Origin of the sequence: Streptomyces sp. NPDC051963, from assembly GCF_044593495.1 — a bacterium.
Lineage (GTDB): Bacteria > Actinomycetota > Actinomycetes > Streptomycetales > Streptomycetaceae > Streptomyces.
The window spans coordinates 337014-359966 of record NZ_JBIUCC010000006.1 but is presented as its reverse complement, the minus strand read 5'-3'; the positions used below and the strand labels follow the sequence as shown (position 1 = coordinate 359966).

The 22953-nt window shown below is 68.6% G+C and carries 21 protein-coding genes; 8 read left to right on the top strand and 13 right to left on the bottom strand.

Translation table 11 applies throughout. The features are described from left to right. Positions 1-30: 30 nt before the first annotated feature. On the top strand, positions 31-1074 hold the full coding sequence (locus tag ACIHFB_RS26175) for a nuclear transport factor 2 family protein (protein WP_400128083.1): 1044 nt from the start codon (positions 31-33) through the stop codon (positions 1072-1074). Between the two features lie 106 nt (positions 1075-1180). Here ACIHFB_RS26175 and ACIHFB_RS26170 read toward each other — a convergent pair whose 3' ends face one another. The 7 genes from ACIHFB_RS26170 to ACIHFB_RS26140 all read right to left on the bottom strand — a co-directional run bounded on the left by ACIHFB_RS26170 (position 1181) and on the right by ACIHFB_RS26140 (position 9538). Continuing rightward, the gene (locus tag ACIHFB_RS26170) at positions 1181-2614 is read right to left on the bottom strand and encodes an aldehyde dehydrogenase family protein (protein WP_400128082.1); all 1434 of its coding nucleotides are present in this window, start codon (positions 2612-2614) and stop codon (positions 1181-1183) included. Positions 2615-2688: 74 nt separating this feature from the next. After that, positions 2689-3684, bottom strand: a complete 996-nt coding sequence (gene hpaD, locus ACIHFB_RS26165) for a 3,4-dihydroxyphenylacetate 2,3-dioxygenase (protein WP_400128081.1) — start codon at positions 3682-3684, stop codon at positions 2689-2691. Then, positions 3681-5168, bottom strand: a complete 1488-nt coding sequence (gene hpaE / locus ACIHFB_RS26160) for a 5-carboxymethyl-2-hydroxymuconate semialdehyde dehydrogenase (RefSeq protein ID WP_400128080.1) — start codon at positions 5166-5168, stop codon at positions 3681-3683. The genes hpaD and hpaE overlap by 4 nt, the downstream gene beginning before the upstream one ends. Next, entirely contained in the window at positions 5165-6097 is a 933-nt protein-coding gene (gene dapA, locus ACIHFB_RS26155; protein WP_400128079.1) for a 4-hydroxy-tetrahydrodipicolinate synthase, read from the bottom strand. Before dapA ends, hpaE begins: the two co-directional genes overlap by 4 nt. Further along, positions 6094-7539, bottom strand: a complete 1446-nt coding sequence (locus tag ACIHFB_RS26150; protein ID WP_400128078.1) for a fumarylacetoacetate hydrolase family protein — start codon at positions 7537-7539, stop codon at positions 6094-6096. The genes dapA and ACIHFB_RS26150 overlap by 4 nt, the downstream gene beginning before the upstream one ends. After that, positions 7539-8990 carry a 4-hydroxyphenylacetate 3-monooxygenase, oxygenase component gene (gene hpaB, locus ACIHFB_RS26145; protein ID WP_400128077.1) on the bottom strand — a complete coding sequence of 484 codons (1452 nt, stop codon included), beginning with the start codon at positions 8988-8990 and terminating at the stop codon, positions 7539-7541. The genes ACIHFB_RS26150 and hpaB overlap by 1 nt, the downstream gene beginning before the upstream one ends. Before the next feature lie 44 nt (positions 8991-9034). Further along, the gene (locus tag ACIHFB_RS26140; protein WP_365281995.1) at positions 9035-9538 is read right to left on the bottom strand and encodes a flavin reductase family protein; all 504 of its coding nucleotides are present in this window, start codon (positions 9536-9538) and stop codon (positions 9035-9037) included. 298 nt (positions 9539-9836) lie between these two features. Here ACIHFB_RS26140 and ACIHFB_RS26135 point away from each other — a divergent pair, with 298 nt between their 5' ends. The 6 genes from ACIHFB_RS26135 (at position 9837) to gap (ending at position 14194) form a co-directional block, all read left to right on the top strand. Continuing rightward, positions 9837-10376, top strand: a complete 540-nt coding sequence (locus ACIHFB_RS26135; protein ID WP_400128076.1) for a MarR family winged helix-turn-helix transcriptional regulator — start codon at positions 9837-9839, stop codon at positions 10374-10376. Between the two features lie 247 nt (positions 10377-10623). After that, positions 10624-11247 (top strand): hypothetical protein, encoded by a 624-nt coding sequence (locus ACIHFB_RS26130; protein ID WP_400128075.1) that lies wholly within the window; start codon positions 10624-10626, stop codon positions 11245-11247. 132 nt (positions 11248-11379) lie between these two features. Further along, a complete protein-coding gene (locus ACIHFB_RS26125; protein WP_400128074.1) occupies positions 11380-11718 on the top strand; it encodes a 4-oxalocrotonate tautomerase family protein in 339 nt (112 codons plus the stop codon). A gap of 62 nt (positions 11719-11780) precedes the next feature. Next, on the top strand, positions 11781-12026 hold the full coding sequence (locus ACIHFB_RS26120) for a hypothetical protein (RefSeq protein WP_365281967.1): 246 nt from the start codon (positions 11781-11783) through the stop codon (positions 12024-12026). A gap of 92 nt (positions 12027-12118) precedes the next feature. Beyond that, positions 12119-13075, top strand: coding sequence for a helix-turn-helix domain-containing protein (locus ACIHFB_RS26115; protein WP_365281966.1), 957 nt, complete (start codon positions 12119-12121; stop codon positions 13073-13075). A gap of 120 nt (positions 13076-13195) precedes the next feature. Beyond that, positions 13196-14194: a type I glyceraldehyde-3-phosphate dehydrogenase gene (gene gap, locus ACIHFB_RS26110; protein WP_365281965.1), complete on the top strand. Its 999-nt coding sequence runs from the start codon at positions 13196-13198 to the stop codon at positions 14192-14194. A gap of 291 nt (positions 14195-14485) precedes the next feature. On the opposite strand, the gene ACIHFB_RS26105 is transcribed toward gap, so the two are convergent. Then, the gene (locus ACIHFB_RS26105) at positions 14486-14932 is read right to left on the bottom strand and encodes an ester cyclase (RefSeq protein WP_365281964.1); all 447 of its coding nucleotides are present in this window, start codon (positions 14930-14932) and stop codon (positions 14486-14488) included. An 807-nt stretch (positions 14933-15739) separates the two neighbouring features. Beyond that, positions 15740-16168 (bottom strand): VOC family protein, encoded by a 429-nt coding sequence (locus tag ACIHFB_RS26100; protein WP_400128073.1) that lies wholly within the window; start codon positions 16166-16168, stop codon positions 15740-15742. A gap of 444 nt (positions 16169-16612) precedes the next feature. Here ACIHFB_RS26100 and ACIHFB_RS26095 point away from each other — a divergent pair, with 444 nt between their 5' ends. Next, positions 16613-17788: a prolyl oligopeptidase family serine peptidase gene (locus tag ACIHFB_RS26095; protein WP_400128072.1), complete on the top strand. Its 1176-nt coding sequence runs from the start codon at positions 16613-16615 to the stop codon at positions 17786-17788. A gap of 40 nt (positions 17789-17828) precedes the next feature. Here ACIHFB_RS26095 and ACIHFB_RS26090 read toward each other — a convergent pair whose 3' ends face one another. The 4 genes from ACIHFB_RS26090 to ACIHFB_RS26075 all read right to left on the bottom strand — a co-directional run bounded on the left by ACIHFB_RS26090 (position 17829) and on the right by ACIHFB_RS26075 (position 22895). Next, positions 17829-19751, bottom strand: coding sequence for a multicopper oxidase family protein (locus ACIHFB_RS26090; RefSeq protein ID WP_400128071.1), 1923 nt, complete (start codon positions 19749-19751; stop codon positions 17829-17831). Beyond that, complete coding sequence (locus ACIHFB_RS26085; RefSeq protein ID WP_365281960.1) at positions 19751-20191, bottom strand: SRPBCC family protein; 441 nt, start codon at positions 20189-20191, stop codon at positions 19751-19753. Before ACIHFB_RS26085 ends, ACIHFB_RS26090 begins: the two co-directional genes overlap by 1 nt. 82 nt (positions 20192-20273) lie before the next feature. Next, positions 20274-21611 carry a carotenoid oxygenase family protein gene (locus ACIHFB_RS26080; RefSeq protein WP_365281959.1) on the bottom strand — a complete coding sequence of 446 codons (1338 nt, stop codon included), beginning with the start codon at positions 21609-21611 and terminating at the stop codon, positions 20274-20276. A gap of 12 nt (positions 21612-21623) precedes the next feature. Further along, complete coding sequence (locus tag ACIHFB_RS26075) at positions 21624-22895, bottom strand: MFS transporter (protein ID WP_400128070.1); 1272 nt, start codon at positions 22893-22895, stop codon at positions 21624-21626. Positions 22896-22953 lie beyond the last annotated feature (58 nt).

Sequence of the window (22953 nt, the reverse complement as noted above, 5' to 3'; positions counted from 1 at the left end):
GTCACATTCGATGGAAGAAAGAAACACGCCGTGACTGACACACCCCCGCTCGTCTTCACTCAACTCTCTCTGCCTGACTCGGAGATTGCCCGACTGGCGTTTGCGTTCACTGCACGCGTCACACCGGAATACCTCCTGAACCACAGCGTTCGAAGCTATGTCTTCGCCCGTGCGCACGCGAATCACCGTGACTTGCGGCCGGGTGCGGACTACGACGACGAACTCCTCTTCCTCAGTTGCCTCCTGCACGATGTGGGGCTGAGCGAGGAAGGCAACGGCGATCAGCGTTTCGAGGTCGACGGGGCCGACATGGCGGCGGCGTTCCTACGGGAGCAGGGAGTCGAGGAACCACGTGTCCAGGTCGTCTGGGACGCAATCGCCCTGCACACGTCCGACGGAATCGCCGCGCGCAAGGGAGCGGAGGTCTCCATTGCGCAGGCCGGCATCACCACCGACATTCTCGGTCTGGGGAGCGAAGCTCTTCCCGACGGCCTCGCTGACGACGTGCACGCCCTGCTTCCTCGCTCCGATCTGGCGTACAGGTTCACCGATGCCGTCGTGAACCAGGCCATTGCCAAGCCGCAGAAGGCCAGCCCGACCACCTTCGTAGGTCAATCGCTGCGTCGGCATCTTCCGTACGGTGCCTACCCGGATTGGCATGACCTGCTCGCGGGGGCCGGCTGGGGCGACAAGCCCGTGACTGCCGCCGGTCGGCGACGTGCTGAAACGCCGGAGCAGGTGGGCGCCTTGTTCATGGAGTACCTTCAGGCCGGCGATCTGGAAGGCCTGGTTTCGCTGTACGACCCGAACGCCCACTTTGTTCCGGAACCCGGTAATCACGCGGTCGGCACGGACGCCATCCGTAACGCTCTTCGTCAGCTGATCGACAGCGGTGCGAAGTTGAAGCTGGAGCCGAGAGAGTTGCGCGTGGTCGGTGACGTCGCCCTGGTGTCCAACACCGCAACCCTGACCGGAGCCACGCCCGAGCCCGTCGTATCCAACACCACCGAAATCCTACGGCGTCACCCCGAGGGCGGATGGGTTCACGTCGTCGACGACCCGTTCTTCACCTGAGCGAGGGTGGTGTGCTGATGGCCCCCTCCGGACTGTGTCGCCGGCATTCGGCAGAAGAGTCCGGAGGGGGCGCCGCCTTGTCGGGTGTAGGGGCGCGACGCGCAGGCTATGTCAGCGACGTCCAGACACTCTTCACTTCGGTGTACAGGTCAATCGCACCGCTGCCCATTTCGCGGCCCCATCCACTGGACCCGTAGCCGCCCCACGGCGCCGAGGCCTCCACGGGGTTGGGCATGTTGATGTAAACGGTTCCGGCGCGCACGTTGCCGGCGACACGGTGGGCAGCGCCTACGTCCCGGGTCCATACCGCGGCGGCGAGTCCGAACTCGGAGTCGTTGGCGCGGGCGATCGCCTCGTCTTCCTCGTCATAGGGGAGGACGGCGAGCACGGGGCCGAAGATCTCCTCCCGAGCTATGCGCATGTCGTCACGGACGTCGGCGAAGACGGTGGGCCGATAGAAGTAGCCGGGCCGATCGGCGCGAGAACCGCCCGTGAGCAGGCCGGCACCCTCGTCCACGCCACTTCGGACGAGGGCGTCGACGTGCGCCTGGTGCTCCGCGGTGACCAGCGGGCCGAGGTCGGTGTCGTCGGCGCTGCCCGGGCCGAGCCGCATCTGGGCGACCGCCTTGGCGCATCGCTCGGCGAATTCGTCGGCCAGCGACCGGTGGACGAAGAAGCGCGCGTACGCGGCACACACCTGTCCGCTGTTGAGCAGTGAGCCCTGTAGACACCCGGCGACGGCCGCATCGAGGTCGGCGTCGGGAAGCACGATGCTGGGTGCCTTGCCGCCGAGTTCCAGGGAAACGCGCTTCAGGTTGCCGGCAGAAGCGCGCACGATCCCGCGCCCGGTCTCGGTGGACCCGGTGAAAGAGACCTTGTCGACGCCCGGGTGCTCGACCAGAGCACGACCGGCGTCCGGGCCACCCGTGAGCAGATTCACCACACCGTCAGGAATGCCCGCCTCCTGACACAGCCGCACGAGGCGGACCGTCGTCATGGGTGTTTGCTCGGCGGGCTTGATGATGACCGTATTGCCACATGCCAGTGCGGGCGCGATCTTCCAACTCGCAATCATCAAGGGGAAGTTCCACGGCGTGATGAGGGCACAGACGCCGACCGATTCCCGCTTGGTGTACTGAAGGACGTTGGGGAACGACATCGGAGCCGTCTCGCCGTACAGCTTGGTGACCCAGCCCGCGTAGTAACGGAAGTGCTCTGCTGCGCCCTTGACACTCACCGCCCTTGAGACGCCGATCGGCTGGCCCTGGTCCAGGGTTTCCAACTGAGCGAGTTCCTCGGCATGTTCCTCGATCAGGTCACCTATGCGCCACAGAATGCGAGCCCGTTCGGCCGGCATGAGGCCCGCCCAGGAGGGGCTGCCGAGTGCTGCCCTGGCCGCTGATACCGCCTCGTCGACATCCTCTCGGCCGGCGTCGGCGCAGTGGGCGTGTGCCACACCGGTTGCTGGGTCGACGGTTTCGAATTCGGCGCCGGACGCGGCCGATTGCCAGGTGCCGCCGATCAACAGGGTCTTGCCCATTTCCTACTCCTCGGATTTACCTTGTCAGCAATGTGTTGCCAGGGGCCCCGATCTTCGGGACCCCCGGGGGAGGCTCAGCCGAGTCCGTCTGCGCCGACCTGGACGGCCGACTCATCGAGGACGGCATCGGAGACGGCCTGAGGCTGTCCGTCCAGGTCCAGCACCGGAGTGGCCTCCTTGTACCAGGACTCGATCACGGCGTTGCCCCAGAAATCGCGACGGCGGTCGTCGTGCACGTTCCAGCGGAACGTCTCGTGGTCCGGGTCGCCGGTGTAGTAGTCCGAGGTGTAGATCTCCACTCGGTGACCGTCAGGGTCGAGCAGGTAGAGGTAGAAGGCGTTGGAGACGCCGTGACGCCCGGGGCCGCGCTCGATGTGGTGCTCCTTGCGCAGCGAGCCGAAGATGTCGGCGCAGCGCAGGACCTGGTGGGATTCGTGGGTGGCGACGCCGAGGTGGTGCAGGCGGGGGCCGGCACCACCGGTGAAGGCAACGTCGTGGACCGTCTGCTTGCGGTACATCCACGCCGCGTACAGCTCGTGTTCGTCGCCTTCGATGGTCTCCGAGCAGCCGAAGCCGAGGGACTTGTAGTGCGCGTACGCGGCGGGGATGTCGGGGGTGCAGATGTTGAAGTGATCGAGGCGGGCGGCCTCGGCACCGTGACGGATGTCGTAGCGCTGAATGAGACGCTCGGCGTGTTCGATCTCGTAGAAGAACTCGACGGGGAAGCCCAGCGGATCGATCACACGGACGGCGTCACCGATGCCGTGTGTACCTTCTCCCTTCTTCAAGCGCTTGACGGGGCGGCCGAGTTCGGCGAAGAACCGCTCGGCCTTGTCGACGTCATCAGGGGTGCGTACGCGGTAGGCGATGTGGTCGAGGGCGGCCAGTTCACCTCGGCGCAGTACCAGGGAATGGTGGGTGAGTTCGTCAGTGCCGCGCAGGTAGAGGGAGTCGGCGTCCTCGTACTGGACGTAGAAGCCGAGCATGTCGACCCAGAACCAGCGTGCCGCGCCGAGATCGGTGACGGCGAGCTGGGCATACGCCGAGCGGATGACATCAGGTGCGTTCATGAGGCGGCCCCGAACCGTGGGGTGTGCACGTCGCCGAGAGCGACATGGATGATCTTGGATTCGGTGTAGAAGTCGATGGAGTGCGCGCCGCCTTCGCGGCCGACGCCCGAGTCCTTGACCCCACCGAAGGGCGTGCGCAGGTCCCGGACGTTGTGGGAGTTGATCCAGACCATGCCGGACTCGACGGCATGGGCGATGCGGTGGCCGCGCTTGAGGTCGGTTGTCCAGATGTAGGCGGCCAGTCCGTATCGCGTGGCGTTGGCGAGTTCGATCGCCTCCGCCTCGTCGTCGAAGGGGGCCACGGCGACGACCGGGCCGAAGATCTCCTCCTGGAAAATCCGGGCGTCAGGCTCGACGTCGGCGAAGACGGTCGGCTGGAGGTAGTTGCCGTCGTTGAGGTGAGCGGGTCGGGTTCCGCCGGCGACGAGCCGGGCCTCCTTCTTGCCGATCTCCACGTAGCTCAAGACGCGTTCGTAGTGCTCGGGATGGACCAGTGCACCCACCTCGGTGGCCGGGTCCGAAGGCAACCCGACGCGCACATTCGCGGCCCGTTCGGCGAGGCGGTGCACGAACTCCGAGTACAGCGATCGCTCGACGAGCACCCGTGAACCAGCCGTGCAGCGCTCGCCGTTGAGGGAGAACACCCCGAACACGATCGAGTCGAGTGCGGCTTCCAGGTCGGCGTCGGCGAAGACGACGGCCGGGGACTTGCCGCCCAGTTCCATGGAAGTGGTCTTGAGGTGCTGGGCGCTGGACCGGATGATGTGCCGACCGGTGTCGGTGGATCCGGTGAAGGAGATCAGCGGCACGTCCGGGTGGTCGACGAGGGCCTGGCCAGCCTCCTCGCCGATGCCGTGCACGATGTTCACCGCCCCGGCGGGCACGCCTGCCTCGGCGAAGATCTCCGGCCACAGTGACGCGGAGAGCGGCGTCCACTCGGCCGGCTTCAGGATCAGCGTGCATCCGGAGGCCAGTGCGGGCGCCAGCTTCCAGCTTTCCAGCATGAACGGCGTGTTCCATGGCGTGATCAGCCCGGCCACTCCGACCGGCGTGCGTCGCACATAGGAGAACTGTTCCTCGCCCTGTCGGAAGGCCTCCTCGCCGAGTGCGACGATGACGTCCGCGAAGTAGCGGAAGTTCTCCGCCGCGCGCCGGGCCTGGCCGCGTGCCTGGGTGATGGGCAGTCCGGTGTCGTACGTCTCGTAGGCGGCCAGCCGGTCGTGGCGGGCCTCGACTGCATCGGCGATGCGGTACAGCGTGGTGGCTCGGTCCCGGTTGGACAGCCCGGCCCACGCCGTGGAGGCGGCGCCTGCCGCGCGCGCTGCCCGGTCGATGTCGGCTGCCGAACCGCGGGCGGCCTGCGAGTACGGGGTGTTGGACACGGGATCGGAGACGTCGAACGTTCGGCCGTCGGCCGCATCGACGAGTTCGCCGCCGATCCAGTGCTGAATGACAGAGGGCAAGCCGTTGGGGGCCGTGGTCATCGTGCGTCTCCGATCTGTGAGGTGAGATCGCCGCCCTCGGCGAGCAGCGCGCGGATCTTCACGAGGCCCGCGTCGGTGGGAGTGATGAGGGGCGGGCGGACATGCGGGGAGGTGATGAGACCCTGCTGGTGCAGCACCCACTTCGCAGGCGCCGGGTTGGTCTCGACGAACAGCAGGTCGACCAGCGGATGAAGCCGGTAGTGCAGGTCGCGGGCGGCGTCGAACTCGCCCGCCTCCCACAGCTCGTACATCCGGGCGACCGCGCTCGGCGCGAGGTTGGCGACGGCCGACACGAACCCGGCACCGCCCAAGGCCATGAGTGGCAGGCAGAGCAGTTCGATGCCCGACCAGACCAGCAGCGAGCGGCCGCACGCGTGCAGGACGCGGGAGAAGTGCTCGAAGTCCTTCGTCGTCTCCTTGACGCCGACGAAATTCTCGAAGTCGGTGAACAGGCGCTTCACGGTCTCCGGCGCGATGTCGACCGCCGTGCGCGAGGGCACGTTGTAGGCGACGATCGGCAGGTCAGGGAACTCCCGGGCCACCGTCGCGTACCACTGATAGAGAGCCTCCTGGGTGGGCCGTGCGTAGTACGGAGTGATGACGAGCGCCGCGTCGGCCCCCATCTCCTGTGCTGCGGCGGTGAGTTGGAGGGTCTCGTCGAGCTTGTGCGAACCGGTGCCCGGCAGGAACGGGACACGGTCGTCGATTTCCTTCGCGACGGTACGCATCGCCTCGATGCGCTCAGCGGCGGACTGCGCACTGGGCTCGCCGGTCGAACCGCCCAGCGAGATCCCGTGCGATCCGGCCTGGAGCTGGAAGCGGATCAGTGTCCGCAAGCTGTCGTGGTCGACCGCGCCGTCCGCGGTGAACGGTGTGACGACCGGGGCGATGGACCCGCGGATTGCGGACGGGTCACTTCTGAACTTCACAGGGACTCTCCTCCCATATCGTGCTGCTTGCGCCACAGTTCGTACGGCGCACGCCACTGCGGCCCCAACGGATAGAGCCCGTCGATGCCGCGCCCGGCACGCACTTGCTCGGTGATGAACCTTTCCTGCGCCTCCTGCTCGCGGCAGTCGGCGGTCAACTCCTCGGCCAGCTCGGGTGGTACGACCACGACGCCGTCCGCGTCTCCGACGATCAGGTCGCCGGGCTGGACCAGGGCGCCGCCGCAGGCGATCGGCATGCCGGTGTCCCAGGGAACGTGGCGGCGGCCGAGCACGGACGGATGCGCCCCGCCGTGGAAGACCGGCAGACCGAGTTCCGTCACGGCCGCGCTGTCGCGCAGCCCGCCGTCGGTGACCACGCCCGCCGCGCCTCGCTGCTGGGCGCGCAGGGCGAGGATGTCGCCGAGCGTTCCCGCGGAGGTGTCCCGCCGCGCGTCCATCACCAGCACATGGCCCGGACGAAGCTGCTCGATCGCCCGTTTCTGGGCGTTCATGCCGTTGCCGTACTTCTTGAAGAGGTCCTCGCGCAGCGGCAGATAGCGCAGGGTGTGGGCGACGCCGACCATGCCCGCGCCGGGCTGGGTGGGACGTACGCCGTCGATGGACATGTGCGGCAGACCGCGCTTGCGCAGCTGTGCGCTGAGCGTGGCGACCGCGACCGAGCGCAGCCCGACCTCGATCTCCTTGGCGAGCAGCGGCTCGGGGACGTATGCCGATCCGTACGCGGCCTCGCGCTCCGCCGGATCGACGCGGGGCATGGCGCCGTACGAGTCGAGTGCGGGCCCCGCGGCGATCGGATTGCGCAGCCGCCCGGTGGACAGCCCGCCGCCGCTCACCTCGACCTCGACCAGGTCGCCGGGCGAGACGACGGAGGCGCCGGCCGGTGTGCCGGTGAGGATCACGTCTCCCGGCTCCAGGGTGACCAGCCGGGACAGGTCGGCGACGAGTTGCCCGAAGGGGAAGAGCAGGGTGTCGGTGGTGTCGTCCTGGACCAGCTCGCTGTTGACCCAGGTGCGCAACTGGAGGGCGCCTGGGTCGAGTTCACGTGCGTCAAGCAGCCGCGGCCCGAGCGGTGTGAAGCCGTCGGCGCCCTTGGAGCGGAGGTTGGAGCCGCGGTCGGCGTACCGCAGGTCGTACACGCCCGCGTCGTTGGCAGCGGTCACCCAGCGCACATACGACCAGCCGTCCTCAGGCGTCACGTGCTGGGCGCGTGAGCCGACGACGAGCGCGATCTCGCCCTCGAAGCCGAGGAGTTCGCACCCCTCGGGCCGGACGATCGCCTCCTTGGTACCGGACAGGGACGACGGCGGCTTGAGGAAGTACGACGGTTGCGACGGTATCCGTCCGCGTTCCCTCGCCCGGCTGCGGTAGTTGAGGTGGACCGCGATGATCTTCGATGGGGGATTCCCCAGCGGATGTGTCATCAGGAACGCTCCAGGAATCCCTGGACCTTGGCCTTGTAGGGCTCGCGGTCGTAGGACTTCACGTAGGCGCCGGCCATGCGGACGGGGTCGCCGAAGAAGTAGTACTCGTACAGGGCCTGTCGGCTGGAGAAGGCGGAGATGCAGGTGTCCCACACCAGGCGGAAGAGCTTCACGCGCTCCGGTCCGGTCAGAGTCGCCGACTGGAGGTATGCCTCGATGTCGGCGGCTGCCGGCCCGTTGATGTCCAGTTCGGTCGGAGTGGCCATGAGGCCGGAGGCACCGAGCTTGCGGAGGATCTGCGGGAAGCGCTGGTAGAGCTTGGGGTAGAGGTTGCGGGCGGCGTTGAGTGGGGCGAAGGCCGGGGTGAGCACGCCGTACTCATTGACTGCGGCGTCGGCTTCGGCGGCGCGCAGGAACGCGCGCAGCGTCTCCAACGTGGTGATGATCTCGGCGATGTCCTCCTGGACGTGCTGGAACTGTTCGATGCCGATGGCCTCGGTCAGCAGCGACACCAGGCCGAGGATGTACTCGGTCTTGGCGGTGGTGCGGGTGACGACCTGGTGGGTCATGTGGTTGACCGAGTTGGTCTGGGAGTAGAAGCCGTTGCACAGTTCCGCGTCGCCGAGGACGAAACAGCGCTCGTAGGGCACATGGACGTCGTCGAAGACGACCACGCAGTCCGATTCCTCGAAGCGGGAGCCAAGGGGGTGGTCGTGGCGCGGGCGGTCGTAGTCGAGGGGTTCGCGGGCGATGTAGCGCAGGCCGGGGGTGTCGTTGGGAACGGCGAAGGCGTAGGAGTACGGCTTGTCCTCGGGAGTTCCGCGCAGCACGGTGGACGGGAAGACGAGCATCTCGTCGGCGAACGGGGCGATGGTGGCGAGCATGCGCGCACCGCGGATGACGACCCCGTTGTCGTCCTCCTTCACGATCCGCGCCGCCAGCTTGCCTCCGGCTTGCTGGGTGCCGGCCACCGCACGGTTGACCTGCGGCGGGATCAGGGTGTGGGTGCACAGCAGGTCCTCTTCGCGGACCTTTTCGTAGTAGCGGCGGATGTTGTCGCCGAAGGCGGGGTTGGCCTGGGCGAACCAGTCGGCGGCGGAGGCGAGTGCCATGAGGGAGCTGTTCATGTAGTCGCCGGTGCGGCCGAGCATGCCGTTGCTGTGGTCGGCCCAGACCTTGAACGCCTGGCGGCGTTTGACCAGGTCGTCGGGCGTGGTCGGGGTGAGGAACGAGGTGCCGACCCGCTCGCCGGAGGTGGGTGAGGTGTAGGTCAGAACGTCCTTGTGCTCGGCGGAGTGCTGGAGGTCGTACAACTCGGCGTATGTGCGCACCACATTGCGGAAGGCCGGGTGGTCCTGGACACCGCCGACGATGGTCTCGCCCTGGATGTGCACGGTGGGACGGGAGTTGGACAGTCGCTCGAGGTATTCCTTGCCGGTGCGTGCGGCCATGGTGGTGCTCCTGAGGGGTGGTCAGTGGTGGGGAGGTTGAGCTGTCAGATGAGGTGTTCGATGCCGTCGGACGACTCGGCGGCTGTGCCGAAGCGGCTCCAGGCGTAGGTGAGGGCGTCGCCGTCGCGGTGGCCGAGGTCGGTGACCTGGCCGACGACGAGGGTGTGATCACCGCCGTCGTACGAGCGCCAGGGGGCGCACTCGATCCAGGCGAGGGGGGCGGCGAGCCGTGGCACCCGGGCGTCGGCCACCCAGTCGGGCTCGTGCAGCCCTTGGGCCCCCGCGAACAGGCGGGCCAGGCGTTCCTGCTCGGCGCCCAGGACGTTGACGCAGAACGACTGGCCGATGAGCCGGTCATGGCAGCGGGCTCTGCGAGCGACGCTGATCAGCACCAGTGGAGGGTCGGCTGACACGGACGTGAACGAGTTCATGGTGGCGCCCCGAGGACCGTCCTCGCCGTCGTAGGTGACGACGGTGACGCCCGTGGCGAAGCGGGACATGCATGCGCGCAGCGCGCCGGGGCTGGGAGGGGCTAGGGCTTCAGGCATGAGGACTCCCATAACTGGCACTCGCATCGCGTTTGCCGGGGTGGGGCTCGATCAGGGAAGCCGGTGAGGCGCAAGGGGTGACGCCACACCGGGGAGGGTTCGCACCGTTGGAACCAGATGTGAACCAGGAGGAACGCTGTCAAACGTATCAATCAAAGCTTTGACTAATTGGACGGTACCCGCTCTCGGGTCCGTTGGGAAGCCCCGAACGACAGCTGCCCGTTACTTGTCGGAAACGTCGCGAACCGGCCTGCGTCCGCCGATGAACCCGCCGCGAGCTGCGCCCTACACTCCTGACATGACCTTGGAACCGTCCGACCCCGAGAACCTGCACTTCTGGTCGTTCATCGACTACGCCGTCGGGCGGGTCTCCCGGGAACTGCCGAGCATCGACCCGCTCGCCATGCGGCTGGTGTTCACTCTGCATCGGGCGGCCAACATGGTCGTCTATGACCTCGAATCCAGTGTGCACAGGCCGCGTGGCTGGTCCTGGCCCGGCTTTCGTGTGCTGTTCGCGATCTGGTTGTCCGCGCCGGTCGAGGCGAGGAAGGTGGCGGAACTGTCCGGCATGAGCCGGGCTGCCGTGTCAGCGCTGGTCAACACGCTGGAGCGCGACGGTCTGGTGAGGAAGGAGCGCGCGGCCTACGACGGACGGGCTTTGGAGCTCTCCCTCACCGAGTCGGGGCAGGAGGCGATCGCGTCCGCGTTCCTGGCTCACAACGAGCGGGAGCAGGAGTGGGCGGGTGCTCTCACCGGGGACGAGAAGCGCACGCTCATCGAACTGCTGGGGAAGCTGACCACCCACTCCGTCGCCTTCGACGCCAGGCATCGGGCCTGACGCGGGCGGTCGCTGCCGGGGTGTTCGTCTGCTCCGGCTCGGGGCACTGAGGTGCGGGCGGTGTCTTGTGGGCTGTCGCTTTTCAACCGCACTGTTTCGCGTTCGCATCCGGAGTCACACGCAATTTAGTCATAGCTTTGACACCACAGCCTCGGTGCCTGTAGCCCGCGGCTGGGCCGCTGATGTGCCGCTGGATTGAGTACGGGTGCTCATGCGGGCGGACGTCGGCAGCCTGCATGGTTTGGAGATGCGATCGATATTACTCCCGAAGCCCTTGCTGGCGACCGCGCTCGGCGGCGTCGTCGTCCTGGCCGGCTTCGGTGCGCAGAATGCCACCGCCGAACAGACCTCCGTGGTCAGCACCGTCGCGACGACGGGCGACGACGACGCGGAGGCGCGGTTCTTCGAGATGATGGACATCTTCTGGCAGTCTTGTTCCCCGCGTGCCTTCAGCGGCGTCGATGCCGTGGTGTCGGCCTCCGTGGCCGACACCGCCGCAGCGGCGCCGACCCCCGACACCACCCAGCCCATCCTGGTCGACCCGGTACCGCTGACCGTGACAGAGGAGTGCGTCGCCCAGAAGCTCCAACTGCGCATCAACAGGGCGTTCTCGGGGACGGACACGGCCACGTACGAGGAGATGCGGGACAAGCTGACGAGCCTGAGGTACCCGGCGGCACGGATCCACCGCATGCGGGACTTCGCGGGCCAGCCCGTGGCAAGGGTCGACGTGCGCCTCGGGGCCGGCCACTTGGCTCTACAGGTCACCGACGTCAACATCGGCGTGATGGTTGAGGCGTTCGGCGCGCCGGAGTACGTGAGCGTGACCGAGGTACGGCTGAAGCCGCTAGTCGCCTGGCCCACGACATGAGGTAGCTGCCGGCGTCCCGCCGGGGCCGTGCCACCGGTTAACTCCGAGGTCGGCGGCTCCGGCGGGGTGCGGCCGGCCTGTCGGTTTTTCGGCGAGGGCTATCGTGCCGCGCTGGCGGACGGCAGTGTCGTCATGGACTCCGCCGATGCCCTTGTCCCGTTCTTCACGGACAACACGGCCGCCTTCGTCCACGAGTTGGACGGGGACGCGTTCGCCACCGCCGGCGGAAGCAACGACCACGTGCGGGTGACCGTGACCACGAACGCCGGTGCCCTGAATCGGGAGCAGCAGCTCGGCCTCGTGAAGGAAATCTCCGAACTGGTGGCCAAGGCCGCCGGCGACGCGTCGCTGGCCGAGCGCACCTGGGTCGCCCTGACCGAGGCCGTCCCCGGTGGATGGGGCATCGGAGGCCACGCGTACACGAACGAGGAGATCGTTCAGCATGTGCGCGAACTGCTGGGAAAGAGCTGATTGCGCTACTCCGAAGGCGCGGTACGGAACATCCTGACGTCGGTCTCATCGTTGAGCCACGCATGAAGATCATTGCTGCCGCCGCGCTCGCCGGTGTGGCTCTCCTGACGTCCGCCGTCCCCGTCTCAGCAGACGACGGGCCCCTCGACTTCGGCATCTTCCAGGGTGTCAACGACACCAAGGGCAGCTCAGGTTTCACGGATTCTCGTCAGTCGTGGGAGCAGGGACACGGCGATACGAGCGGAACCGTGCCCGAGTCGGCCCTGTCGATGCTGGTGGACAACCTGACGTCACCCGGTGGGCGATGACCGGGGCGCCGATGCCGATGGGGCGGGGGCTGCCTGTGGTCGGTTCGACCACGGTGTGCCGGCCCCCGTCACGTCCCACGTAGCCTCTTCCCGTGTCAGCCTCCCGCCTGCATCGCGTCGCCGTTCTGGTCCTCGAGGGTGCGAAGCCGCTCGATGTCGGCATTCCCGCGCAGGTATTCACGACCAGGGCGAGCATGCCGTACGAGGTACGGGTGTGCGGGGCGACACCCGGTCTCGTGACCGGCGGGGACGGCCTGGCGTACTCCGTCGCCGACGGCCTGGACGCGCTTGCGTGGGCGGACATCGTCTTCGTCCCCGGCTACCGTCACCCGGACCGCGAAGACCCTCCCCGGGCCGTCGTCGACGCACTGATCGCCGCCCACGCCCGGGGCGCGCGGCTTGCCGCCATCTCCACGGGCGCCTTCGCGCTCGCCGCCACGGGCCTGCTCGACGGCAGGCGCGCCACGACGCACTGGCACTACACGCGGGCGCTCGCGGCCAGGCATCCGCTCGTCCAGGTCGACGAGAACGTGCTGTTCGTCGACGAGGGCAGCGTGCTCACGTCGGCGGGCGCCGCCTCCGGGATCGACCTGTGCCTGCACATCCTGCGCGGCGACCTCGGGGTGGCCGCCTCGAATCACGCGGCCCGCCGCCTTGTCGCGGCCCCCTACCGCAGCGGAGGCCAGGCCCAGTACGTGCCGCGCAGCGTCCCCGAGCCGCGCGGCGAGCGCTTCGGCGCCACCCGCGAATGGGCCCTGCACCAGCTCGGCGAGCCCCTCACCCTCGACACCATGGCGCGACAGGCCGGGGTCTCGCCGCGCACGTTCTCCCGGCGCTTCGTCGAGGAGACCGGCTACACACCCATGCAGTGGGTGATGCGCGCCCGCATCGACCTGGCCCGCGAACTGCTGGAGCGGTCCCAACGCAGCGTTGAACAGATCGCCGCCGACGTCGGGCTCGGCACCGGCGCGAACCTGCGCCTGCACTTCCAGCGCATCCTGGGCACCACGCCGAGTGAGTACCGGCGTACCTTCACCCGCGGCGAGTAGCCGCGACGAGTAGTCGTGGCAGGTCGTCGTGGCGGGATCCTTTTGAACCGTGGCGATCGCGCCACTGTCTTCGGCGTGAGCGGTGGGCGAGCCTGGTGGTGAAGGGAAGGGACTCCATTCATGACTCGCATCGCCATCAACGGCTTCGGCCGCATCGGCCGCAATGTGCTGCGCGCACTGCTGGAGCGCGACAGCACCCTTGAGATCGTCGCCGTCAACGACCTGACCGAGCCCGCCACGCTCGCCCGGCTGCTTGCCTACGACTCGACGGCCGGCAGGCTCGGGCGTCCGGTGACCGTCGACGGGGACTCCCTCGTCGTCGACGGCCGCCGGATCAAGGTGCTGGCCGAGCGCGAACCGGCGCAGCTGCCGTGGGCCGAACTGGGCGTCGACATCGTCCTGGAAGCGACCGGCCGCTTCACCTCGGCCAAGGCCGCCCGCGCCCACATCGAGGCGGGCGCCCGCAAGGTGCTCGTCAGCGCACCGTCTGACGGTGCCGACGTCACGCTCGCGTTCGGGGTCAACACCGACGCCTACGACCCCGATCTGCACACGATCGTCTCGAACGCCTCCTGCACCACCAACGCACTCGCGCCGCTCGCGTCGGTTCTCGACGAATTGGCCGGTATCGAGCACGGGTTCATGACGACCGTGCACGCCTACACACAGGAGCAGAACCTCCAGGACGGTCCGCATCGCGACCCGCGTCGCGCTCGGGCCGCCGGCGTCAACATCGTGCCGACCACGACCGGCGCCGCCAAGGCGATCGGCCTCGTGCTGCCGAACCTTGACGGCAAGCTGTCCGGCGACTCGATCCGCGTACCGGTGCCGGTGGGCTCGATCGTCGAACTCAACACGACCGTCGCCCGCGACGTGACCCGCGAGGACGTGCTGGCGGCGTACCGCGCGGCGGCAGAGGGGCCGCTCGCCGGTGTCCTCGAGTACTCGGAGGACCCGCTGGTGTCGTCCGACATCGTGGGCAACCCCGCCTCGTCGATCTTCGACTCGGCCCTCACTCGCGTCGAGGGCCGCCACGTCAAGGTGGTCGCCTGGTACGACAACGAGTGGGGCTTCTCGAACCGCGTGATCGACACGCTGGAGTTCCTCGCCACCCGCTGACGGGACGCCGTGGCGCGGCCAGGGGCGTTCGTTCTTCGGGCGTCGCGGTGCTGGTGAGATCCGTTGCCTGGGCGCCTGATGCCTTGGACGCAGAGATCGGCTCTGCCGGCCGGGGGAATGCCGTCTGCCGGACCTTTGCGGTGGTCGGTGTGACCCCGTGCCGGTCCGGGGCAGCGTGAGGTGGTGCCTTCCGGGGCGGGACGGGCTGGCGCGTGGCGGTGGCCGGGTCGCGGATGCTGCGGATGGCTCGCGCGCCGGTCGGGACCCTCACCACTCCGGTCCGACTCGTCCTCAACCGGCGGGCGTCTCCTCGCCCTTGAGCTGCTTCATCAGGGTCTCCAGGTCGGAGGCGATCCACTCCTCCGCGAGCTTGCCGTCGACGGAGCGGTACAGCTCCAGGCTGGAGTACTCCACGGACCTGCCGGTGGCCGGGATGCCCAGGAACTGGCCCTTGTGGGTGCCGCGCAGAGTGAGACGGACGGCGACTCGGTCGCCCTCCCCGAAGATGTCCTCAATGTGGGCCTGGAGGTCGGGGAACGCGTCCCGTGCAGCCGTCGAGTTCTGCAACCACATGTCCACTCCGTGCATCTGGTACGGCACGCCGGAGATGTTGATGATGAAGTCGTCCGTCATCAAGGCCGTGCAGGCGTCGAAGTCACCCCGGTTGAGCGCGGCGAACGCGGTACGGAGGATGTCAGCAGCGGACTGATCGGCCTGGGTGTGTCCCGACGCGGTCATGATCTTTCCCTTCGTTGCGGTCCTGACCGGTGTGCGGTCATGGGTCCAGTACAGACCCTGACGTCGCGGCAAGGTCAAACCGCCGATGAGGGACGTGGCTGTCGGGCTTCTCGCGGGTGCGGACCAGGTCGTCCGGGAGCGCGGTCTCGGCATCCCGGACATGCAGTCCCCTGGCTCGGGCGGAGGGAGTTTCCGGGACCGGACGGCGACCCACGCCCGGGTGCCGACAATCGGCTCTTTGCTGGGGGACTGGAGAACGAGGGTGAGCAATGCCGGGCTGCGCCGGCCCGAGAACCCGCGAATCGCGCCGTCGGACTGGGGGTTCAAGTGAACCTCGCCGGAGTCATGCTTCATGCAGTCATACGGACCTTGCAAGCGGTCCCACTCAGGGTCCGGCGACGCGTGCGGTGAGCGCAGCAACGAGCACCGGCACGGCCACACCCGAGATTCAGAATCGCTTGCCGCGGAGGGACGGTTCCCCGTCGTCCGACCGCGGCGGAAGGTCTGCGCCCGGTCGGTCCCCGTCGCCTGACGATGGATTCCTATGATCCGAGCCGGGGTGCGGAGAACCTGGTTCTGTCTACCGCCGCTCGTCAGGCTCCGGATCGTCTCCTTCCCTGCTCCCCCGGACGGGCATCGCAGGAGTCCCTTGCCACGCCCTACCCCCGCATGGGTACGCCTCTCAACGAACGCTCCGACATAGCCTCGCCAACCGGCTCGCCCCGATGGCCCGGGTGTTTGGCCCAGGCCATCGAGTTGGAGCGTCAGTCGGTGAGGGGGGCTCGGCGGACCCCGCCGGACGGTCTGCTACGGGCGGATGTAGGGCCGGGTGATGATCTCCATGTTGTGGCCGTCCGGGTCCTTGAAGTACGCGCCGCGACCGCCGAAAAGACGGTTGATCTGGCCGGGTTCCGTGTGGCTGGGGTCGGCGTAGTGGGTGACCCCCACCGCCTCCAGACGGGCGATCATGGCGTCGAACTGCGCATCGGGCACGAGGAATGCGTAGTGCTGCGACTGGATCGGCTCGTCCCGCTTCTCGTAGTAGTCGAGCGTCACGCCGTTGCCGAGGTCGACGGGCAGGAACGGCCCGAAGGGGGCACCGACCTTCAGCCCCAGGATCGCGGCGATGAACTCGGCCGACAGGTGCCGGTCGCTGGCGTAGATGGCGGTGTGGTTCAGCTGGACGGTGGTCGCCGACGGCTCGTATTCGTGCGGGTGCTGCTGGTCGTATGACATCAGTGGTGTGTCTCCGGGTCTTTGGATCCGCTGGGATGGGGCGCCACACGCGGGCGCCGGTGCAAAGACGCGGAGAAGGGGGCGGGCCTCTTGCCCGCCTCGTGCTCACGCCGAGGCCGGGAACCTCACTCGTGAATGGCCCATGGCCGACCCGGCAGTCACGCGATCGATCCTAGGGGTCAATCGTGGGCAGGAGCAACGCCGTTGCGGTCCCGCGCCGGGCTATCCCGCCGACCCGGCCGACGGCGTTTCCCGGTGCCGACCACTTCGCCTTCGCTCCGCAGCGGCGGAGAGTGGACGGCCGGCCTCGCTCATGGTTATGGCGTGTCGCCGTTGCGTGATCATCATCAGCGTGAAGTGGAGGAGATCTCTCCGCTTAGTGTTAGACTCGGAGCTAACCGGAAACGTCCCTCCGTTTCTTCGAGCACCTGGAAAGAGAAAGTCATGGCCACTCGCAGTCGACTCGCCGTCGCCGGAGCCGTTGCCCTGGGGCTGGTCCTCACGGCCTGCTCCTCGGGTTCGAGCAGCATCGCCTCAAACAGCAGCGCTTCCAGCAGCACCTCGTCGAAGCTCGGCGCCTGCCCCCAGGAATCCACGCCGACCAAGGCGCCTGAAGGCGGGGCCGGCGAGGGAGGCGCAACGCCCAAGGGACAGGCGATGTCGATCGCCAAGACCGTGAAGCCCACGGACACCAGCACAAGCACGGTCATCGATCCGACGGGACCGCAGATGCAGTGCGGGCAAGCCGACCTGTCGACCCACAAGGACATCGTCTACTCCTCGCCGACCACGGCCGGTAAGAAGGTCGACCTCAAGCTGGACCTCCAAGTACCCAAGGGTTCCGAAGCAAAGCCCCTGGTCGTGTACATCACCGGTGGCGGCTTCGTCGCGGACGACAAGACGGCCAACATCGGGCAGCGCACCTTTGTCGCCGATCAGGGCTATGCGGTGGCGAGCATCGAGTACCGCACGACCACCAACGGTGCGACGTACAAGGACGGGGTGGCGGACGTGAAGTCGGCCATCCGCTATCTGCGCGCGCACGCGGACGAGTACGGCATCGACGGCACCAAGGTCGCCGTCTGGGGTCAGTCCGCGGGCGGGTACCTCGCGGCCATGGCGGGCACCACCAACGGCGACAAGCAGTTCGACATCGGTGACAACCTCGACCAGAGCAGCGAAGTGCAGGCCGTCGTCGACGAGTTCGGGGCGGGTGACCTGTCGAAGATCGCCGACGACTTCGACGCGGCGACGCAGAAGACATACAACGCCCCGGGCAGCTTCATCAACGCCTACGTCTTCGGGCCGGGTTCCAAGCAGACCGTCACCGCCGACGCGGCGGCCAGCGCGGCCGCGAACCCGGCGACCTACGTCAACTCCCGGACCGCGCCGTTCATCCTGCTCCAGGGCGACAACGACCACATCATCTCCCCGAGCCAGTCGCTCATCCTCGCCGACGCCCTCAAGGCCAAGGGCGTCGACGCAACCAGGTACGTGGTCAAGGGCGCCAACCACGGCGACATGTCCTACCTCGGCGACGTCAAGGCGGGCATCCCCTGGTCGACCCAGAAGGTCATGGGCACGATCACGAGCTTCCTCGGCCAGCGGATCGGCGGTTGACCTCCACACGCCGACACCTGCCCGACCGGCGACAGCACCCTCAGTGCGCCGGACCGTGGTATGGCGTCGTGACGTCGTCGTAGGCCAGGTGCATGATCATGCCTCTCTCGGCGTGCTCGAAGTTGTGGCAGTGGTCCATCCACACACCGGGGTTGTCGGCGGTGAAGTCGAGTTCGTAGCTCTCGCCCGGGGCGACGTTGAGCGTGTCGGTCCACCAGGGGCTGCCGGTGACCGCCTCGCCGTTGCGCGAGATCACCCGTACCCGGTGGCCGTGCAGATGCATCGGGTGGTCGATGATTCCGCGCGCGGTGATACGTATCCGTACGCGGTCGCCCTCGTGGACCATCAAGGTCGGCACGGCGGGGGAGAGGCGGCCGTTGATGGTGTCGGTGAAGGTGAACGAGCCGCCGGTGAAGCCGAAGCCGATGTCCAGCACGAGGTCGAACGTGCGCTGGTACGGGCCGCCTTCGGGCTTCGGACCGGTCTGCTCGCCGTATGACAGGCGGTCGAAGAGCTTGCCCGGGTGCAGTTCGGCGGGGGCGGCGCGGCCGTCGGGGCTGAAGGCGAGGCCCGCCTTGTTGGGGATCTCGGAGGTGTCCAGCCGTAGCGTCACCGTGTCGTCGGGCATGGTGAAGGCCACGTCGTAGCGGCCGCCCGCGGCGAGGAACAGGTCCGTGCCGGGCTTCAGTCGGCCCGGTTCCCCGATCGGGTTGCCGTCGTGGGCGGTGACCCGGAACGGGGTGCCGCCGAGCAGGACGCGGTGCGGCTCCTTGGAGCTGTTGATCAGCCGCAGCACCACCGGCCGGCCGGCACGGATCGCGCGCCGCTCGACGGTGTCGGCCGTGCCGAAGGCACCGATCTGGTCCGTTCCGCCCGGCCACAGATGCGTGAACACGGTCTGCTGCACGCCCTGTTGGCCGTCCTCGACGATCAGCGCGGCGAACAGGCCGCGCTCCACGGTACGGTCGGAGTCCCGGTGCGTGTGGTACCAGTACGTGCCGGTGCGGTCGGGTACGAAGCGGTAGACGTGCCGCTTTCCCGGGCCGACCGAGTTCTGCGTCATGCCCGGCACCCCGTCCTCCGCGTTGGGCACGTCGACGCCGTGCCAGTGCAGGGTGACGCCCTCGGCCACGTCCTTGTTGATCAGGGTGACCTCCACCAACTGCCCCTGCCTGACCTGCAGTTCGGGGCCTGGGCTGGTGCCGTTGAAGGTGAGCGCGTCGATCTTTCTGCCCGAGGACAGCCGTACGGTGCTGTGCGCGGCGGTCAGGGTGAAGCGGGCGTCGGGGGTGCCCTCGCGCGGTCCGGTCAGCTCGTCCACGGAGCGCATCGCGGCGGTCTCGGCGCCGTGTTGATGGCCCATTGAGTGCACGGAGTGCCCGGCGCGCTCCGGGCCGCCGCCCCAGTCCATGGACTCGGACTCGCTGACCAGGAACAGGCTGCCCAGTGCCGCCGCGGTGACCACCGAGGCGACCCCGGAGAGCCAGGGGAGCCGGGCGAGCCTGCCGCCGCGGGCGCGCCGGTCGCCGAGCAGGAGGGAGATTCCGATCGTCGTGGCCAGGACGAGCGACGACGCCCCGACTGCGATCGGCAGATCCTGCGGACCGGGTGGGACGTAGAGGAAGTAGAACGACAGCCAGGCGCCCATCGCGGTGGTGTGCGCGGCGATGGCGGTCGGACGCACCAGCGCACACGCCAACGGCAGCACCACGACGGGCAGACCGAGCAGGAAGCGATGGCCGACCAGTTGCCACCCGCTGGTCGCCAGCAGCAGTACCGCGACCGCCAGCCGGGCCGCGACGACGCCTGTGGTGACGTAAAGGATCAGTGGTCTTCGCCGCACCTCGCGCCGCTGTGACACGGCCTGTGCCTGGCCGCGGCCGGCCCGGCGGCCGAGCAGGCCGCCGGTGACCGCCAGCACGAAGGCCAGCACCAGATCGGTGAGGAAGAGGGGCTCGGCCACTACTCCGCGGCCTTCTTCAGGGCGTCGAGCCAGGCCACGATCGACTCGTCCAGCGCGGCGGTGAGGTTCTCCCGGTCGGCCTCGACCGGGGCGCCCGCCCACGACTCCCGGGTGCGGACCACGACGCCGTCGCCGTCCTCGGTGAAGGTCCACTCGTGCACGCCGGTGATGCCGTGCGCGGGACCGCCCCACAGGATGCGGTGCGGGGCGTCGACGGAGTAGACGGTGGAGTCGATGGACAGGCCCGCTGTGGACCAGTGAAAGGTGGTGCCGGGGGCGACGGGGCCTTCGAGCCGGGCCTCGGTGATGGCGGGCTGCCAGCCGGGCCAGGAGCCGATCTCGGTGTGCAGCTGCCAGACCCGCTCGACGGGAGCGGCGATCCGGATGGTGCGGTCGACGACAGCGGGGGCGTTCTCGTCGATGGTCGTGGGGTAGGCCATGGGAGTTCCTCGGATCTCGGGCCCGGGCCGCCGCGGCGAGTCAGCGGCGGCCCGGGCGGTGGGGGGGAGGGGGAGGGGAAGGTCAGGCGGACAGGCTCGGGTCGGGGATCCAGTGGCCGTGGATGCCTGCGGGCACCCTGCGGGGGAGTTCGACCGCGGCCACGGTGCGCAGGTCGCTCGCGTCCAGCACGAGCAGCTCCGAGGCGTCGGCCTTGAGGTCGCTGACGATGGTGAGCAGGTAGCCGTCGTCCTCGGAGGTCCCGCCCTCGGCGGGGGCGAAGACGGCCTCTCCGGGCATCCGGTCCTCGCCGTGCGCGTGCAGCGTCTGCTCACCGGTCTGCGTGTCGAACTTGATGGTGTGGTAGCCGGACAGGCCCGCGCCGGGGAAGGCGATGGCGTAGCTGTAGCGGTTGGCCGAGCCGGTGTGGGCGTCGTTGATCGACGGGAACTCGGTGACCAGGTCGTCAAGGGCCTCGGTGGTGGCCTTGCCGGTGGCCGGGTCCATGATCCAGCGGTGGAAGGTCGAGCCCGCGTCGAAGGTGGAGCCGTAGCCGGGGGCGCCGATCCACCACTTCCACGAGGTGTCCCAGGCGGACCTGTCGAAGCGCGGGGCTTCGAGGACGATCCGGCCCTGTGCGTCGGTGTAGGCGTTCGTGACGTGCAGCAGCGCCGCCTGGTCGGCCACCTCGTACCAGGTGGTGCTGCCGCCGGCGCGCGGCATCACCCCGATGCGGAGCGGGACGTCGTCGTGCCAGCGGTAGGGGATGCCGGAGTGCTCGGAGTGGTCGAAGACCACGGGCGAGTTGATGAAGACGGCGTGGTCACGCGTGATGGCGAAGTCGTGCATGAGCGACGGGCCGGAGCCGTCCACGACCTCCGACCGGATGATCTCGCCCGCCGCGTCGGCCACGTAGTAGGTGAGGTAGGGCGGGAAGGGGCTGTAGCCGAAGAAGTGCAGCTCCCCGGTGACCGGGTCCTCCTTGGGGTGGGCGGTCATCGCGCTGGTGAGCTTGCCGCCGAAGTCGTGGACGCCGATCGTGTCGAGGTCGGCGCTGACCTCCCAGGGCAGGTTGGCCTCCTGGAGTGCCAGGTAACGGCCCCCGTGGAAGATGATGTTGGTGGCGGCGGCGCTGACTTCGAGCTCGGTCCCCGTGAACGGCACACCGTCCAGGTACGGGGTCTTCACCCAGCGGTTGCGGTACCACTCGGCCCGGCCGCCCGTGAGGCGGACACCGTGGATCATGCCCTCGCCGCGGAACCAGTGGCTGGGGGTGACGCCCGGCTTGGGGTTGTGGCCGTTGCGGAAGTAACGGCCGTTCAGCTCGGGTGGCAGGGTCCCGCGTACGGTCAGTTCGCGGGCGGTGATCTCGTCGGTGACGGGGGTGAAGTGACCGCTGAGGTAGGGCTTGGCCAGGGTCATGACTCTTGCCTTTCAAAGGGAGAGAACGGAAATGAGCAGGGTGACGGTGGCGCAGGCCAGGAAGGCCGCGCCGTAGGAGGGGAGCAGGACCAGGAAGGACAGGCCGATGGCTCCGCCGATCTGCCGGGTGGCGTTGACCAGCCCGCCGGCCAGCCCGTTGTCGGCCGCCGGGACGCCCGCGGAGGACATCGCGGTGAGCCGTACGAAGGCCACCCCCAGTCCGATGCCGATGAGGAGCGTCGGGCCGAGCAGGTCGGGCAGGAAGCTGCCGTCGGCCGGAGTTCGGGACAGCCAGGCCAGCCCGGTCGCGAGGATCAGCAGTCCCGCGGGGAGCACGGCACGGCCGGGGACTTTGCCGGTGACCCACGAGGCCACGGTGATCATGAGCGCGAGCGGAAGCTGGGTCAGCCCGGCCTCCAACGGCGTGTAGCCGAGGGTGCGTTGCTGGTAGAGGGGCAGGAAGTAGAACAGGCCGAGCCAGACCGCGCCCAGCAGAGCCATCAGCACGTTGGGCATCGCCACCACGCGCATGCGCCCCGGCAGCAGCGGGTCGGCGGCGCGGCGCTGGAGCACCACGAACAGGGCGAGCAGCGCCACGCCGATCACCGCGACCGGCCAGAAGCCGGACAGGCCGTAGGTGAGCGCGACCAGTCCCGCCGTGACCGTCACCGCGCCCGGCGCGTCCAGGCTTCCGCCGCGCGGCCGGTCGGCCCCGACCAGCAGCCAGGTGGCCACCAGGACAGCCACAGCGAGGGGCACCATCACGACGAACACCGCCTGCCAGCCGAACAGGCTGGTGAGCACGCCGCTCAGCAGTACGCCCGCCGCCCCGCCGGCACCGGAGACCGCCCCCCACACTCCGAGCGCGGTGCCACGTCGCTTCCCGCCGGGATAGAGGGTCAGCACCAGGGCCAGCGCCGTCGGAGCCAGCAGCGCGGCGCCGATGCCCTGGAGCGCCCTGCAGATGATCAGCACGATCGCCGTGGGAGCCAGGGCCGCGCCCACGGAGGCAAGGGCGAACAGGCCGGTGCCGAGCAGAAAGACGCGGCGCAGACCGTACACGTCGCCGGCGCGCCCGCCCGGCAGCAACAGGGCGCCGAAGACCAGCACATAGGCGTTGACCGTCCACGCCTGGCCGGTGTCCGAGAGATCGAGTCCGGTGCGGATCTGGGGGAGGGCGACGTTCACGATCGAGGTGCTCAGTACGACGAGGAACTGGGCCGTGGCCAGAACCGCCAGCGGTATCCAGCCGGTGGTGGTCCGTTGCGGTGCGGTTCGGCTCATGGCTTGAAGATCGCAGCGGGCGCCCGTCGTTCGCGTCGGTGGTCATCGCCTATACGAC